Source organism: Bradyrhizobium sp. WSM471 (assembly GCF_000244915.1).
Classification (GTDB): Bacteria; Pseudomonadota; Alphaproteobacteria; order Rhizobiales; family Xanthobacteraceae; genus Bradyrhizobium.
The window spans coordinates 2859648-2875828 of record NZ_CM001442.1; the positions used below are offsets into that span (position 1 = coordinate 2859648).

General features: G+C 64.1%; 14 protein-coding genes and 1 pseudogene. 4 read left to right on the forward strand and 11 right to left on the reverse strand.

The features are described from left to right. Nucleotides 1-102 precede the first annotated feature (102 nt). The 3 genes and pseudogenes from BRA471DRAFT_RS12390 to BRA471DRAFT_RS12400 form a co-directional block, all read left to right on the forward strand. Nucleotides 103-1039, forward strand: a pseudogene (locus tag BRA471DRAFT_RS12390) (hypothetical protein); the annotation flags it as partial. Between the two features lie 218 nt (nucleotides 1040-1257). Further along, a complete protein-coding gene (locus tag BRA471DRAFT_RS12395) occupies nucleotides 1258-1962 on the forward strand; it encodes a cysteine hydrolase family protein (RefSeq protein ID WP_007607621.1) in 705 nt (234 codons plus the stop codon). Nucleotides 1963-1972: 10 nt separating this feature from the next. Further along, nucleotides 1973-3628: a hypothetical protein gene (locus BRA471DRAFT_RS12400; protein WP_007607623.1), complete on the forward strand. Its 1656-nt coding sequence runs from the start codon at nucleotides 1973-1975 to the stop codon at nucleotides 3626-3628. Here BRA471DRAFT_RS12400 and BRA471DRAFT_RS12405 read toward each other — a convergent pair whose 3' ends face one another. The 10 genes from BRA471DRAFT_RS12405 to BRA471DRAFT_RS12450 all read right to left on the reverse strand — a co-directional run bounded on the left by BRA471DRAFT_RS12405 (nucleotide 3629) and on the right by BRA471DRAFT_RS12450 (nucleotide 12779). Then, nucleotides 3629-4453, reverse strand: coding sequence for a carbohydrate ABC transporter permease (locus tag BRA471DRAFT_RS12405; protein ID WP_007607625.1), 825 nt, complete (start codon nucleotides 4451-4453; stop codon nucleotides 3629-3631). Continuing rightward, nucleotides 4450-5379: a carbohydrate ABC transporter permease gene (locus BRA471DRAFT_RS12410; RefSeq protein WP_371258325.1), complete on the reverse strand. Its 930-nt coding sequence runs from the start codon at nucleotides 5377-5379 to the stop codon at nucleotides 4450-4452. Before BRA471DRAFT_RS12410 ends, BRA471DRAFT_RS12405 begins: the two co-directional genes overlap by 4 nt. A 5-nt stretch (nucleotides 5380-5384) precedes the next feature. After that, nucleotides 5385-6710, reverse strand: a complete 1326-nt coding sequence (locus tag BRA471DRAFT_RS12415) for an ABC transporter substrate-binding protein (protein ID WP_007607630.1) — start codon at nucleotides 6708-6710, stop codon at nucleotides 5385-5387. Nucleotides 6711-6791: 81 nt separating this feature from the next. Then, nucleotides 6792-7571: a sulfur oxidation c-type cytochrome SoxA gene (gene soxA, locus BRA471DRAFT_RS12420; protein WP_007607633.1), complete on the reverse strand. Its 780-nt coding sequence runs from the start codon at nucleotides 7569-7571 to the stop codon at nucleotides 6792-6794. Next, the gene (soxZ, locus tag BRA471DRAFT_RS12425) at nucleotides 7568-7885 is read right to left on the reverse strand and encodes a thiosulfate oxidation carrier complex protein SoxZ (protein WP_007607634.1); all 318 of its coding nucleotides are present in this window, start codon (nucleotides 7883-7885) and stop codon (nucleotides 7568-7570) included. Before soxZ ends, soxA begins: the two co-directional genes overlap by 4 nt. Then, a complete protein-coding gene (locus BRA471DRAFT_RS12430; RefSeq protein ID WP_007607635.1) occupies nucleotides 7885-8352 on the reverse strand; it encodes a SoxY-related AACIE arm protein in 468 nt (155 codons plus the stop codon). Before BRA471DRAFT_RS12430 ends, soxZ begins: the two co-directional genes overlap by 1 nt. A gap of 8 nt (nucleotides 8353-8360) precedes the next feature. After that, on the reverse strand, nucleotides 8361-8813 hold the full coding sequence (soxX, locus tag BRA471DRAFT_RS12435) for a sulfur oxidation c-type cytochrome SoxX (RefSeq protein ID WP_007607636.1): 453 nt from the start codon (nucleotides 8811-8813) through the stop codon (nucleotides 8361-8363). Next, on the reverse strand, nucleotides 8806-10077 hold the full coding sequence (locus BRA471DRAFT_RS12440) for an NAD(P)/FAD-dependent oxidoreductase (RefSeq protein ID WP_007607637.1): 1272 nt from the start codon (nucleotides 10075-10077) through the stop codon (nucleotides 8806-8808). Before BRA471DRAFT_RS12440 ends, soxX begins: the two co-directional genes overlap by 8 nt. Before the next feature lie 54 nt (nucleotides 10078-10131). Further along, nucleotides 10132-12318 carry a molybdopterin cofactor-binding domain-containing protein gene (locus tag BRA471DRAFT_RS12445; RefSeq protein ID WP_007607638.1) on the reverse strand — a complete coding sequence of 729 codons (2187 nt, stop codon included), beginning with the start codon at nucleotides 12316-12318 and terminating at the stop codon, nucleotides 10132-10134. 11 nt (nucleotides 12319-12329) lie between these two features. Beyond that, a complete protein-coding gene (locus tag BRA471DRAFT_RS12450; RefSeq protein ID WP_007607643.1) occupies nucleotides 12330-12779 on the reverse strand; it encodes a (2Fe-2S)-binding protein in 450 nt (149 codons plus the stop codon). 257 nt (nucleotides 12780-13036) lie between these two features. Between BRA471DRAFT_RS12450 and BRA471DRAFT_RS12455 the strand changes: the two genes are divergently transcribed. Then, nucleotides 13037-14656 carry a B12-binding domain-containing radical SAM protein gene (locus BRA471DRAFT_RS12455; protein WP_007607645.1) on the forward strand — a complete coding sequence of 540 codons (1620 nt, stop codon included), beginning with the start codon at nucleotides 13037-13039 and terminating at the stop codon, nucleotides 14654-14656. Nucleotides 14657-14660: 4 nt separating this feature from the next. Here BRA471DRAFT_RS12455 and BRA471DRAFT_RS12460 read toward each other — a convergent pair whose 3' ends face one another. Further along, nucleotides 14661-16049, reverse strand: coding sequence for an MFS transporter (locus BRA471DRAFT_RS12460; RefSeq protein ID WP_007607646.1), 1389 nt, complete (start codon nucleotides 16047-16049; stop codon nucleotides 14661-14663). Nucleotides 16050-16181: the final 132 nt, after the last annotated feature.

Below are 16181 nucleotides of genomic sequence, written 5' to 3' on the forward strand. Positions count from 1 at the left end.
CGACGCGAATTGTGACAGTCAAGGGCATGCAGAGGCGAAGTCAATATCGCTGGCCGCATCCGTGGCGCTCCTGCTAGTCATGGCTTGCTTGCGGAGGACATCATGACGGCACAAGCGTTCGATACCGAGATCACGGAGACCGAAGGCGCTCTGATCGGGCCGTGGCGTCAGCCGCGTCAAATGCTGCAAGCCCAAACCTACGACGCGCACGCCTCGATCCACGACGACGCCACCGCGCAGAAGCTTGGCTTCAAGGGCGGCACCATCGAGGGGCCGACCCATTTCAGCCAGTTCGCACCGCTGTGTGCGCGTTTGTGGGGACAGGCCTGGTTCGAGAGCGGCTGTCTCTCCGCGCATTACCGCAGCGTCTGTTACGAAGGAGGTGCAGGCGATCCTATCGGAGCCGTTGCCCGGCACCAGCCAGTGCCAGATCCAGATGGTGAAGCGCGACGGCACGGAGGTGCTGCGCGGCACGGCCTCGGTCGGAGAACCGCACGCCGCAACCGCCCTGGAGGCGCGTCTTGGCGAACTCAAGCCGCTCACTGATCCCGTGATCCTGCGCGACCTGAAGGTGGCGCAGACGAGCCGGCGGCAGGCGGTGCGGATGGCGTTCGATCAGATCATGGGCGAGCTCTATCCGTTTTCGCTGCGGCAGAAGCTCGCGGTGATCACCGAGACCTTGCCTTACTATTCGAGCGGGGACAATCCATGGCGCAAGCCCATCATTCCGATGGAGATGCTGAGCGTGCTGTTCCAGTACCGCTCCAAGGACGATCCTCTCCCGGCCAAAGGCCCGGCCGTCGGCCTGTTCGCCGACCAGGAGATCAGGCTGGTGAAGGGCCCGCTGTTTGTGGACGAGGAGTACGAAGTCGAGCGCGAGGTGGTCGCTCTCTCCGGCAGTCGACGCACTGAGAGCGCCTGGGTGAAGACGCGCGTGTTCGACAAGGCGAACATTGTGGTGGCGACCATGCTGCTGAACATGGCGACGCTGAAGGATTCCTACGCGCCGTATGAGGAAGAATATCGACGGCTGTACGGAGATACTCCCGCTAAAAACGAGCTTCGTTGTCGCTCATCCTTTGAGCAAATGCACGTCGCAAAGTCGCCGCACAGCGAATAAGCAGACGCGAGCCGTCCTGATAACGTTCTGACAGTGCAGCAAATTTTCCCGCGCTGTCCGTCCGATCGTCATTGTACACAATGGCACGGCGCTTGCAGAACTCCTGGCACAGAGAGTTCTCGCGAGGGGCGGGCGTCATGTTGAACTCAAGCAAGCCGACATTGGGCGTCATCAGCGCCGAACCCGGGCCGATCGAGCTCGACTGGCCTGCCACCGCGCTCCTCATCATCGACATGCAGCGCGACTTCATGGAGCCCGGCGGCTTCGGCGAGACGCTCGGCAACGACGTCAGCCAGCTCGCGCGCGCGGTGAAGCCGATCGGTGCCGTGCTGAAGGCCGCGCGGGATACCGGCATGCTGGTGATCCACACGCGGGAGGGCCATCTGCCCGATCTCTCCGACGCGCCGCCGGCGAAAATCGAGCGCGGCGCGCCATCCTTGCGCATCGGCGACCCCGGTCCGATGGGACGCATTCTCATTCGCGGCGAGGCCGGCCACGACATCATCCCGGAGCTCTATCCGCTCGACAGCGAGATCGTGGTCGACAAGCCCGGCAAGGGCGCGTTCTACGCCACCGAGCTCACCGACGTGCTGGAGAAATACGGCATCGAGAATCTGCTGGTGTGCGGCGTCACCACCGAAGTGTGCGTCAACACCACCGTGCGCGAGGCCAACGACCGCGGCTATCGCTGCGTCGTCATCTCGGACGGCTGCGCGTCCTACTTTCCCGAGTTTCATGAGATGGGCCTGAAAATGATCAAGGCCCAGGGCGGCATCTTCGGCTGGGTCGCAAGCTCAGCCGCGGTTCTGGAGGCGATGAAGACTTCAAACATTCCAGCTTAGGGGCATCACCATGAGCACAAGCACGACGGGGACGGCCGGCACCTCCGAGTTCAAGCCGGCACTATGGACACCGGGCGACTGGAACGCGTTTTTCGGCTTCGGCACCAACATCCTCGTCAACATGCTGGTGCTCACGGGCCTGTTGCGCTTCGTCCTGAAGATGCCTGACAGTCTCGTGTTCGGCCGCATCCTTCCCGCACTCGGGTTGATGATGTGCCTTTCCACTTTCTACTACGCATACCTCGCTTATCGTCTGGCGCAGAAGACCGGCCGCAACGACGTCTGTGCGCTGCCCTCGGGCGTCAGCGTGCCGCACATGTTCATCGTCACCTTCGTGATCATGCTGCCGATCACGATCAAGACCGGAGATCCGCTCAAGGGCTGGTCGGCTGGCCTGGTCTGGGTGTTCTTCCAGAGCTTCATCCTGATGATCGGCGGTTTCATTGCGCCTTTCATTCGAAAAATCACACCGCGCGCGGCGCTGCTGGGTACGCTCGCCGGCGTCTCCGTCACCTTCATCTCGATGCGACCGGCGCTCGAAATGTACATGACGCCGCAGATCGGCCTGGTCTGCTTCGCCATCATCCTGGTGAGCTGGTTCGGCGGCGTGAAATATCCAAAGAGCATTCCAGCGGGCCTGATCGCGATCGCAGTCGGGATGGTCATCGCCTGGGGCTCGAACCTGTTCGGGCTCAATCTGGGTGGATTGAGCATCAAGGGCGTCGGTGACGCCTTTGCGAGTTTCGGCTTCTCGGTGCCGATCCCCGCCGTTGGCTACGTCTTCTCCGGATTCGAATTCCTTGGCGTCATCCTGGTCACCGCCATTCCCTTCGGCATCTACGACCTTGTCGAGGCCATGGACAATGTCGAGAGCGCGGAAGCCGCTGGCGACGAATATCCGACCACGCGCGTGCTCACGGCCGATGGCGTCGTCAGCCTGATCGGCTGCCTGATGGGAAACCCCTTCATTAACGCCGTCTATATCGGCCATCCCGGCTGGAAGGCGATGGGCGGCCGGATCGGCTACTCGGCCGCGACCGGCATCATGGTGGTCGTGCTGGCGTGGTTCGGCATCATCCCGGTGCTACTGGCGCTGGTGCCGGTCGTCGCGATCTCGCCGATCCTGCTCTATATCGGCATGCTCATCGGCGCACAGGCATTCCAGACCACGCCGGTCAAGCATGCACCCGCGGTCGTGCTGGCGCTGACGCCGCATCTGGCCGCGTGGGCCAAGCTCCAGATCGACACCATGTTGGGCTCGACCATGAACGCGGCTGCGACCGTCGGCGGAATGGCCGCCGACAAGGCCGACGCGGTCAAGGCTGCCGCGATCGCAGCACTGCCGCAGCAGGGCGTGTTCTATCACGGGTTAGAAGTGATGGGCGGCGGCTCCATCCTCGGCGGCCTGATCCTGGGTGCGATCGGCGTCTTCATCATCGAGCGTGACTTCGAGAAGGCCTCGGCGTTTGCGCTGGTTGGTGCGGTCCTGACCTACTTTGGCTTCATGCACGGCGAAGCCGTCGGCATCGGCGGCGGCTTTGGCGTCACGCCAGCGGTCGCGTTCGCCTATGCCGCGATGGCCGCCGGTCTGTTCGCGGCCAGCAAGCTCGGCGCGAGCGAGCCCTACATGCCGCATGCGGACATGCACGCGGCACCGGCGGAGTAGCTACCCGCCCTTGACGGCACCAGCGGTGAGCCCGGCGACGATCTGTCGCTGGGCGAACACCGTGAGCAGCAGCACCGGGAGGGTGACGATCAGCGCGGCGGCCGCGAGCGGCCCCCAGCTCAACTGGTCGAATGAGATCATGTTGTAGACCGCGACCGGCAAAGTGCGTGTCTCGCGTCCGGCCAGCACGATGCCGAAGACAAAGTTGTTCCAGGAGAAGATCACGGCCAGGATGAAGGCGACGGCGATGCCGGGCTTGGCGATCGGCAGCGCGACATGGCGGAAGACCTGCCAGCGCGTGGCGCCGTCGATGAACGCGGCTTCTTCCAGCTCCATCGGCGTCGTCTCGAAATAGCCGATCATGATCCAGATCACGATCGGCACCGTGACCACGAGGTGGATGATGATCTGCGGCACCAGCGTGCCGAGCAGTCCCAGCCACTGGAACATGAGAAACAGCGGGATCAGATAGGACAATCCCGGCGTGATACGGGCGATCAGGATCACGATCGCGGATTTGTGCGCGGCCATCCGCGCGATGCCGTAGCCGGCGGGAACGCCGACGAGCAGCGCAAGCAACGTCGCGCTGCCGGTCACGATCAGGCTGTTGATGAAATAGGTCAGGAAGCGGTTGGAGGCGAGCACGTCGGCATAGTTCTTCCAGGCGATATGCTCGGGAATGAACACCGGCGGATAGGCGGCATTGTCGATCTCGAATTTGAGCGACAGCGACAGCATCCAGAGGAAGAACAGGATTGCCGGGGACACGATGACGAACACCGAGAACCACAGGCCGATCTTGCCGATGATTTGCCTTGGAGTCATGTGCCGCTCGCGATCTCGGTCCACAGCATGCGCTGGCGCGCGTAGAGCATCATCGCCGCGAGCAGAACGATCAGCAGGAAAAACACCACAGCGATCGCCGAGCCGTAGCCGAGGTCGTAATAGGAGAAGGCGACGCTGTAGAGATAGATGTTGATCGTCTCCGACGCCGATCCCGGTCCGCCCTGGGTGATTGCGAAAATGATGTCGAAGCTCTTCACGGCGTCGATCATGCGGATCATGCCGGCGATGAACAGGAACGGCATGATCAGCGGCAGGGTGATGAATCGGAATACCTGCCAGAGGCTGGCGCCATCGATCTGTGCACTTTCATAAGGCTCGCTCGGAATCGCGGCCAGGCCGCCGAGCACGATCAGCATGACCAGCGGGGTCCATTGCCAGGTCTCGACCAGCACCAGCGAGGGAATGACGGTCGCGGGATGAAACACCCAGAGCTGCGCTGGGATTCCGACCAGCGACAGCAGATAGTTCAGCACGCCGAGCTGCGGGTGGAACATCATGGTCCAGACCAGCGCGATCGCCACCGGCGTCGCCATCATCGGCATGATGAAAACGCCGCGCAGAAAGCCGCGGCCTGGGAATTTCCGGTGAAACACCACGGCCGCAAACGTGCCGAGCACAAGCGGCAGCAGCACGGAGAGTACGGTGTAGACCAGTGTATGTCCGATGGCCTCAATGAAGCGGGGATCGCTCGTCAGCCGCAGATAATTGGACAGTCCAACGAAGGTGGTTGACGAGCCGACCTTCCACTCGTTCAGGCTCATCCAGATCGTGAAGACCCACGGGAAGATGATGATGGCGAGCACGACGATGAGCGCCGGCACCACGAACGGCCAGTAGGACGGCGGCCGCAACTCCTTCTCCGGCGCGGCATCTGACGGTGCCGCTGCCGGATTAGCCTGTATGATCGCACTCACGCCTTTTCGCTGCGCTCCAGGATTGGCCGGTACTGCTCGTGGGCCTTTTTCAACTCTGTCGCGGGATCGGCGCCGGCAAGGGTTGCGGTGATCGCCGCGCCAACGAGATCGCGGAATTCGGCGACCGGAATCACGACGGGCAGGCCTAGCTTGCTGATCTTGGCGGAATCGATCACCGACTGCAGCCACTCCTTGGGCATCTTCACGCCGTTCTGGATCTCGGCATCGCCAAGGATCGAGTTGCGGAACGGCACGCCGCCGCCGGCTTGCAACAGCCGGGCGCCTTGCGTTTTCGACACCACCCATTGGCAGAGCAGATAGGCGGCTTCCTTGTTCTTGCTCGCCGCGGCGATGCCGATGCCGTCGCCATAGGTCGCTGAATATTGTCCCTTCGGACCGGCCGGCACGACGGTGTAGCCGACCTTGCCGACCACGCGCGAGGCCGCCGGGTCTTCCAGCGGCGGCGCCCAGCCGACGCCGTCGATCCACATCGCCGAACGTCCTTGCGTGAACGAGGCCATCGACTCCATCCAGTTGAAGCCGGCGACGCCGGGCGGAGCGACTTTCGTCAACAATGTCTGATAGAGCTTGGTTGCAGCAATGGCTTCCGGACCGTCGGTCAGGATGTTGCCCTTCGCATCGAGGAATTCGCCGCCATAGTCGAGAAAGAAGTTGGTCCACAACGTCATGTTGGCGTTGCGCAGGCCGCGTCCGACAAAGCCGTAGGTGCCTTCCTTGGCATCGGTGAGCTTTTCGGCGGCCGCGACCATCTCGTCGAGGGTCTTGGGGACGGCGACGCCCTTCTTCTGGAACAGCTCCTTGTTGTAATAGAGGATGAAATAGTCGACCGACCAGGGCAGCGACAGCATCTGGCCCTTGTCGTTCTTGGCGTATTGCAGGCCGGCGGCCGAGAAATCGCTCTCCACGAGATCGGGCGCGGTCAGCGTCGGGTCCTTCATGTAAGGCGTGAGGTCGGCGAGCCAGCCGCCTTTCTCAAATTGCCGTTTCTGCACGTGATAGCTGAGATGGACGACGTCGAAGCTCGGCCGGCCCGAGGTGAGCTCGATCACGACCTTCTGGCGCTGCTGCTGCTCGGGAATCTGCTCCGCCTCCACCTGGATGCCGGTGAGCTCGGTAAACTCCTTGACGTATTTTTGCAGGTTGTCGCCGCGCGGGCCCTTGGCGAGGATCACCTCTAGCTTGGTCCCGGCGTATTTCTTCCAGTTCACCTCCGCGCGGGCTGGCAATCCCGTCAGGCCGAGCGCGCCAGCTGCGGCAGTGCCCGTCAAGAGCGTACGACGCGAAATCTGATGGTAAGCCACTGTATCCCTCCCGGATGACTCGTTTTGTTTGGGAGGGATACTAGCGGCCGTGCCGCGCGTGCCTAGCCCTAATCTGACGGATCACGGCCGCACGGCCGGCGTCTCCATCAGCAGGCCGCGCGCCCGCGACATCAGGTAGAGCTCGAGCGCGACCAGGTCGGGTGCGCCGTAATCATAGGCTTGGGCGCGGACGCCGGTCATGCAACTGCGAAGCCGGCGCTCCAGCGATCCCAGCGTTTGCCATTCCAGGCGATAGAGCGGGTAGCCGGTCGGCTGTCCTTGCGTGATCGGCGCGCCGGCGAGGCGCTTGTCAAAGTTGTCGTCGTGGCAATTGGCGCAGGCGAGGTTGAGCTGGCCTTCGCGCTGCATGAAGAGGTTGCGCCCTTGCTCAACGAAGGGTTTTAGTTGTGGATCGCCGCCAGCCGTGATCGCGGTGCCGCGCGATTGGTGCGCGACGAAGGCGGACAGGGCCAGCAGGTCGCGGCTCTCGTAGGGGAGCGCCGTTGCCTGCTGATGATTGCTGCGGCAGAGATTGATGCGCTGGTCGAGCGTGACGGGGCGCGCCAGCGCCTTGTCGAACGCCGGATAGCGCGCGGCGACGCCTTTCATGCTGCGGCGTGCATCGCCATGGCAGTCAGCGCAGGCCTTGTCGGCACTGCCGGTCCTCTTCGTCCACAACGCCTCGCCGTCGAGCACGAACAGCATGCCGGGATTCGAGGTGTCGTCATCCTGCATCGCGCGCGTGTCGGGCCCCATGAACGAATAGCCGGAGCGGCGCGCGTCCGGCGGAATCTCGCCGGCGAGCAGGGCAGGGCCGGTGGCGAGGAGCGCCGCGGCCGCTATCGCGCGCCAAAAACTCATTCGACCGTGATCGACGCCGATGCGCTGGACGAATAGCCGTTGTCCCCGATCCATTCGAACTCGAACTCGCCGCTGTCCTTCGCGACCGTGAAGAACGACAGATAGGGATTGGCCGCGATCGCAGGAAAGAGATCGGCGCGAAAAATCTCGGTGCCGTTGTAGCGGCACGTAAAGCTCGTGATGATGTCGCGCGGCACCAGCGCGCCGTCCGCCGTGTGGCGGAAGCCGGTCTCCATGATGTGCGAGGTCAACGTGCGGATCTCGATGATTTCGCCGCGCCTGGCCTTCGCCGGAACGTTGATGAGCGCGGCCATTAATTCATCTCCTCGGTGCAGGCGGCCAGCGTCACGACGATTTCGGTCGTGACCTGCCAGAACGTGTCGTCGGAAAGACGCGCGATCGCCACCACCTTCTGGGTGTCCGCAAGGCGAATCCGGGTCGAGACCTGGGCGCGGCCGGAGGACGGGCCGAGATGGAAGTTGCCGATGTTCGGCTGCGGGTTCTTCTCGTTGAAGACGTGGATGCTCTTGACGTAGTCGTTCGCCGTCATCGGGCTCGCGACGCTCACGGTCAGCGGCACCGTGTTGCCGTTCTCGACCAGCGGCGGAATGTCGAGCTTCACCTTGCCGGTGCGGACAGGTGCTTCGCCGACGACGTTGCGGATCGCGGCGGTGAGCATCGCCGGTGTCGCCCCGAGCGGCCGCAGCGTGACGATCGGGATCGTCCCGGCGAACGTCACGCTTCCGGCGAGATTTAGGAATTGTCGTCGCGTGGTTGGCATGAACAGTCCTAGTCCCGAAGCGTTGCAAGAAAAGCCACGATGTCCTCGATCTCGGCGGCGGACAAGATCGGTTTGCCGACGAAATTTCGCCCGACCCGCACGAGGTGGTCGTTGCGATAATAGGACGGCATGATGGTCTCGGGGTTTAAACGCGCTGCATCGACCAGTCGAAGCCGCAACTGGCTTACCGTCCAGCGGTTCCCCGCACCCGAAAGGTCAGGCGCGAGGTCGCCCTGGAACCGGGTCTCCGAGAATGGGCCGGAATGGCACAGGATGCAGGCTGTCGTGCGCGCGAGCACCAGCGCGCGCCCGCGCGCGGCATCGCCGGGCGCGCCGGTGAGCGATTCCGCGATGCCGTCGCCGGCGATGTTGTAGGGCAGGAGCTCCTCGGCTCCCACATGGCAGGCGAAGGCGCAACTGGCGGCGATCAGAGCTGCGATATGGACCGATGCCTTAGCCAAACGTGTCCGCCGTGATGGTTTGAAACCAGTGCTCGGCTTCAGCCGCCTCGCGGGCGCGCAATTCGCGCGGTGCATCGACCGGGCTGGTCGCGCCGCCCTCGACCTCGGCGAAGATGTCGCCCTTGGGCTGGTAATTGCCCGCGAGCGAAAAGCCGTAGCCGGGTGCGACGATGTTGTAGCAGACGCCTGTCAGCCGCGGCGTTTCTGGTGCGCGGCCGGCAAGGAGGTTCACGATCGCAGCAGCGCAGGCCTTGCCCTGTGCGCTTGCCGCGGATGCCGATTTGGGAATGCCCCCGCCGAGGCAGGCATCGCCGATGACGTGGACATTCTGGACAAGCTTCGACTCGAAGGTAACGGGGTCGATCGGGCACCAGCCGGTCGCATCCGCAGCGCCCGCGATCTGGGCGATGCGCGCGGCGCGTTGCGGCGGAATGACGTTGGCGACATCAGGCGTGTAGTTGCCGAATTCGGTGACGATGGTCCTGGTCGCGGCATCGACCGAGGTCACGCGGCCGCCTTGCGACAGCCCGATGCGTTCGATCATGTCGCCGTAAAGCTCCTTCCACGCCTTCTCGAACAGCCGCTGCTGGGAGAAAGTGTCCTTGGCGTCGAGGATCAAGACCTTCGAGCGCGGTTTCCTCGTTTTCAGGTAATGCGCGATCAGGCTGGCGCGCTCGTAAGGCGCCGGCGGACAGCGCGAGGGATTGGCGGGGATGGCAATGGCAACGGTGCCGCCGTCCGGCATTTCCTCCAATTGCCGCCGCAGCAGCAGCGTCTGTGCGCCGGCCTTCCAGGCGTGCGGCATTTTTTCTGATGCCGCGTTGTCGTAGCCGGGCATGGCTCCGAAATGGAAGTCGATGCCGGGGGAGAGCACGAGACGATCATAGGCAAACGCGGTGCCATCGGTTGCGGTCACGCTGCGCTTTTGCGTGTCAATGGTCGTCGCGGCCTGAGCGACGACGGCGATTCCCTCGGCGGCAAGCTTTTCGTAACCGAACTGTTGCGCCTCGATATCGCGCAGGCCGGCGATCACCTCGTTGCTGAACGGGCAGGAAGTGAAGGTCGTGTTTGGCTCGATCAGCGTCACCTGGAATCTTGTATCGGCGCGCTTGAACGCGCGCGCACAGGCCGCACCGCCAAAGCCGCCGCCGACCACGACGACGCGGCCCGCCGATTGCGCGCGCAGGATCGAAGGAGCGGCGAATGATGTGGCCGCGGCGGTGATGCCGAGGACGGCAACCCGCCGTGTCACCGGCGCATTCATGAGTCTTGTCCGGAAAGTGTGCCGCGGCGGCCGTTACGGCCGCCGCGGCGTTTCTCAGGCGAAGGTGATGTTCTGATCGCGCAGCGGCACCGAGCGGATGCGTTTGCCCGTCGCCGCGAAGTACGCATTGAGCACCGCCGGCGCCGCGACGCCGATGGTCGGCTCGCCGACACCGCCCCAGAACCCGCCGCTCGGCACCATCACCGATTCGACCTTCGGCATCTCGTTGATGCGCATCGAATTGTAGGTGTCGAAGTTGGTCTGCTCGATCTTACCGTCCTTGACGGTGCAGCCGCCGTAGAACAGCGCGGAGAGGCCATAGACGAAGGACCCCGCGATCTGCCGCTCCACCTGCGCCGGATTGACGACGTAGCCGGGATCGGTGGAGGCGACGATGCGATGCACCTTGATCTTGTTGCCGTCGGTCACCGAGATTTCGGCGGCGCCGGCGACATAGCTGCCATAGCCCATGACCTGCGCGATGCCGCGATAGATGCCCTGCGGCGCCGGGGTGTTCCAGCCGATCTTCTCGGCCACGGCATTGAGCACCGCCAGATGCTTGGGGTGATTGCCCATCAGCTTGCGGCGGAATTCGAGCGGGTCCTGGCCTGCGGCATGGGCGAGCTCGTCCATGAAGCATTCCATGTAGATCGCGTTGTGATTGACGTTGACGCCGCGCCAGAAGCCCGGCGGAACGTGCGGGTTGCGCATCGCATGCTCGACCAGGAGGTTTGGCACGGAATAACCGAACGCGGCTTCGCCGGTCTGGGCGACGCCCTGGAATGCGGCCGGATCCATGCCGTTCTGCAGCGCTTCGGGACGGAGCGAGAACAGGATCGATTGCCCGGACAGGCGGTAGTGCAGCGCGACCAGATTGTTGTCGGCATCGAACGCGCCGGTCATCTTGCACTGGGTGATCGGGTGATATCGGCCGTGCGCCATGTCCTCTTCGCGCGACCACAACAGCTTGATCGGCGTGCCCGGCATTTGCTTGGCGATCATGACGGCCTGACGGACATAGTCGGTCTGGCCACGCCGGCCGAAGCCGCCGCCCGGCATCACCTTGTGCACGTCGCACTTCTCCGCCGGGAGGCCCGACGCTTCCAACGTGGCCGCGAAGGCCGCCTCGCCATTCTGCGTGCCGCACCAGACCTCGCATTTGTCGGCCGTGTAGAGCGCCGTGGCGTTCATCGGCTCCATCGTGGCGTGGTTCTGGTAGGGATAGCTATAGACGGCCTCGATCTTCTTGGCGGCAGTAGCAATCGCCGCCTTGGCATCGCCGTTCTTGTTGCCGACATAGGCCGGCTGCTCGTTGGCGAGGCCCTCCGTCAGCCATTTCGCGATCGACTCGCTCGAGACCTTGGCGTTGTCGCCCTCGTCCCAGACGATCGGCAGCGCATCCAGCGCGGTCTTGGCGTGCCACCAGGTGTCGGCAACGACCGCAACCGCGGTATCGCCGACCTTGACGACCTTCTTGACGCCCTTCATGCCGGTGACCTTGGCTTCGTCAAAGCTCTTCAGCTTGCCGCCGAACACCGGGCAATCCTTGATCGCGGCGTTCAGCATGCCCGGCAGCTTGACGTCGATGCCGTAGATCATGGTGCCGGTGGTCTTCTCGGCGGTGTCCAGCCGCTTCACGCCCTTGCCGATCAGCTTCCAGTCCTTCGGGTCCTTCAGCTTGACGTCGGCCGGCGGCGTCAGCTTGGCCGCGGCCTCGGCGACCTTGCCATAAGTCGTGGTCTTGCCGGACGGCGTGTGCGTGATGACGCTGTTGGCGGCCGTGCATTCCGACGCCGGCACTTTCCACGCCTCGGCGGCGGCCTGGATCAGCATCACGCGGGCGGTGGCGCCGCCCTTGCGGACATAGTCTTGCGAAGAACGGATGCCGCGGCTGCCGCCGGTCGAGAAATCGCCCCAGACGCGCTTGCGGGCGACGCTCTGGCCCGGTGTCGGATATTCGGTCGAGACCTTCGACCAGTCGCATTCGAGTTCCTCGGCGACGAGCTGGGCGAGGCCGGTGAGCGAGCCCTGGCCCATTTCGGAGCGGGCGATGCGGATGACTACGGTGTCGTCGGGCCTGACCACCACCCAGGCGCCGATCTCGGGGGAGCCGTCGGCCGCGCGGACCACGGCGGGGCCGCCGAAGGGGATATCGAGGCCGATTGCGAGACCCGCGCCGACCGCGGCGGTGCCGATGACGAAGGCACGGCGGTTCATCCTGGGAGAGACATGCTTGTTCATGTGGCGGCTCCTTACGCGCTTGCGATCGTGTGGATCGCTTCGCGCACCTGCTGGAAGGTGCCGCAGCGGCAGATATTGGTGATGGCCTCGTCGATGTCGGCGTCGGTCGGCTTCGGCTTCTCGCTCAGCAGCGCCGCCACCGCCATGATCATTCCACTCTGGCAATAGCCGCATTGCGGAACGTCCTGGGCGATCCAGGCTTCCTGCACCTTGTGCAGTGCATTGCCGGAGGCGAGCCCTTCGATGGTCGTGATCTTCTTGCCTGCGGCCTCGCCGACCGAAACGCCGCAGGAGCGAATGGCGACGCCGTCGATGTGAACCGTGCAGGCACCGCATTGTGCAATGCCGCAGCCATATTTGGTGCCGGTCAGGCCGGCGTTCTCGCGGATCGCCCAGAGCAGCGGCGTATCCGGCTCGACGTCGAGGGTGAAGGTCTTTCCGTTGATTGTTAGGTTTGCCATCGCAGTCCCCTGATTGGCCCAATCCACCGATTGGACTCAGGGGCGCAATGTGTCCGGCAAATTGGAAACGTTCAAATCAATAGTCCGAGGGGCAGCCGCCGGGGATTCCTTCCCTGAGCGCCCGCGGCATGGTTTGGGGCGACGTCTACCGGCTTCCGCGCCGACGCCCGTGGAACCGAGAGCGACAGTTTGTCCCTTTTGGCAGGGTGCAAGTCGACAATGCTCTGCTACAGTGGAATCAGCCAAAAAGGGGTTCCATGAACGTACCGCAGCCTTGCAACGTCCTGATGCTCTATCCGCTGTTCTCGGCAGAGTCCTTCTGGAGCTTTGGCGAATCCTGCAAAGTATTGGGCGTGAAGCGGCCCGCGGCCCCTTTGGGGCTGATCACCGTTGCCGCGATGTTGCCCGAGAGCTGGACGGTCCGGCTGATCGATTGCAACACGGAAGCCTTCAGCGACGAGGATCTTTCCTGGGCCGACGTCGTCTTCACCGGCGGAATGATGCCGCAGCAGGCCGACACGCTGCGCCTGATCGAAATTTGCCGTGCCGCGGGCAAGCCGGTGGTCGTCGGCGGTCCCGATCCCACCTCGAGCCCCCATATCTATGAGAGGGCCGACTTCCAGGTGCTCGGCGAGGCCGAAAGCGTTCTCCACGAATTCGTCGCTGCCTGGGACAGTGGCGCACGCTCCGGCGTCTTCATCGCGCCGAAATTCCAGGCCGACGTCACCAAGACGCCGGTGCCGCGCTTCGACCTGCTCAAGTTCGAGGACTACCTTTATCTCGGTGTGCAGTATTCCCGCGGTTGCCCGTTCACCTGCGAGTTCTGCGACATCATCGAGCTCTATGGCCGGGTGCCGCGAACCAAGACGAATGAGCAAATGCTGGTCGAGCTCGACAGGCTCTACGCCATGGGTTACCGCGGCCATCTCGACTTCGTCGACGACAATTTCATCGGCAACAAGAAGTCGCTGCGGCTGTTCCTGCCCCAACTCGCCGAATGGCAACGTGCTCATGGCTATCCGTTCGAATTGTCGACGGAAGCCTCGGTCAATCTGGCCGACGATCCCGAGCTGTTGGACCTGATGGGCCAGGCGAATTTCTTCGCCATCTTCGTCGGCATTGAAAGTCCGGATCCGGCGACGCTGGTCGCGATGCGGAAGAAGCAGAACACGCGGCGCAACATCGCCGAGAGCATCCACAAGATCTACGCCGCGGGCATGCTCGTCACCGCGGGTTTCATCGTCGGCTTTGACAATGAGAAGCTTTCGATGGCGGATGCCATGATCGACTTCATCGAAGAGGCGGCGATCCCGGTCAGCATGGTCGGCCTGCTCTATGCCTTGCCGAACACGCAGCTGACGCGCCGCCTCGAGCGCGAAGGCCGGCTGCATCCGGGCCACGATTTGGCGCCGACCATCGGCGCCGATCAGTGCACCGCCGGGATCAACTTCGATCCGGTGCGCCCGTTGCGCGACATCCTGACGGACTACAAGCGCGTGCTGGAGCACATCTACAGCCCGGAGGCCTATGCGAGGCGCATCGACCGTCTGATGACGCTGCTCGACCGCTCTCGCCAGCGCCAGGAGCTCGCGGAAGGCGACATCCGCGCCCGGATCGGCGCGATGGAAACGGTGCACAAGGTGGTCACGGCCCTTCCCGAGGCGCGCGGGCCGCTGTGGCAGACCTTCATGAACTGCGCCAAGCGCGACACCACATCGGCGCGGATCGCCGTGCAGATGATCGCTGCCTATGCGCATCTCGGGCCGTTCTCGCGCAAGGTGATCGCTGCCATCGATGAGCGCCTCGCCGCACTCGACGAAGAGACGGTCGTTCCGGTCGCGACCGTCGAGGTGACGGCGGCCCGACATCTGGCCTGACGGTCTACTTCACCGCCAGCCGCAAAAAGCTCATCACGCTGCCGAGCGCTGCGAAGCCGGCGCCGAGTGCCAATGCCACGACTGCGCCATTGTGACCAGCGAGCGAGAAGCAGAGCGCGGCGAGCGCCGCCCCCGTGGTCTGCCCGGTCAGGCGCGCGGTGGCGACGATGCCCGAGGCGCTGCCGCTGCGATGCGGCGGCGCGCTCGACATCACCGCCTTCATGTTCGGCGCCTGGAAGAAGCCGAACCCCATACCGCAGATCACCATCCGCCAGATGATGTCGGGGATCGCAGGATTGGCCGGCAGCATCGCGAGCAAGGCCATGCCGAGGCCCAGCAGCACGAGCCCGATGCCGCCGAGCAATCCGACCGCGTGCCGGTCGGAGAGGCGTCCGGCGATCGGCGCCATGATGCCGACCACCAGCGGCCATGGCGTCATGAAAAAGCCGGTCTCGACCTGCGAACGCCCCAGCACGTCCTCGAAATAGAACGGCAGCGAGACGAAGGCGAGACCCTGCACCGCGAACGAGCACACCGCCGTCGCCGCCGACAGCACGAACATCGGCCGGCTGAACAGATCAATCGGCAGCATCGGGGCCGGATGATCGGCATGGCGGCGCGTCAGGATGAAGCCGAGCACCAAGGCCGTGAGCAGCTCGATGCCCACGACCACTGGTGACAGATTATGCGCGGCACTCCCGATGCCCGTGATGAACAGGCCGAGGCAGGCCGACGCGAGGGCCGCGCCGAAAAAGTCAAAGCCGTGATCGGCGCGCGGCGTCTTCGGCAGCATCGCAAAGCCGATGCCGATCGCGACCAGACCGAACGGGATGTTGACGGCGAACAGCCATGGCCACGGGCCGACCGCGAGGATGGCGGAGGCGATCGAAGGACCGAAGGTAAAGGCGGTCGCGACCACCAGCGCGTTGTGGCCGAAGCCGCGGCCCAGCATCCGGCCGGGATAGACGAAGCGCACCAGTGCCGTGTTGACGCTCATGATGCCGCTCGCACCCAGCCCTTGCAGCGTGCGCGCAACCAGCAGGCTCTCAAGCGACCAGGCCACCGCGCAGAACAGCGAGGCGATGGTGAACAGGATCAGGCCGCCGAGATAGATGCGCTGGTGTCCGACGATCTCGCCGAGTGCTCCCAACGGCAGCAGCGTCGCCACCAACGCGATCTGGTAGACGTTGACCACCCAGACCGATTGCTCCGGGCTGACATGCAGGTCGCCGGCAATGGCGGGCAGCGCGATGTTGGCGATCGCGGTGTCGAGCGAGGCCATCGCCAGCGCGGTGAAGATCGCGGCAATGGCCCAGCGCCGCTGTGCGGTTGGAAGGCCGTCGGAAATGGTGTGGTCGGGCTTGCGCGCGGTGGCAGGTAACGTGATTGTCATTGCGTGGGCGCGTTGCTCCGGCGGCCGGCTCCAGGGGACTTTGGCATGTACTACGGCGCGGCCGCCTGCCACAGGCATATGCTTGCATGCAGTGTATGCGCGAAGGCTGGGCGATGATTCCGGGCGCCGGCG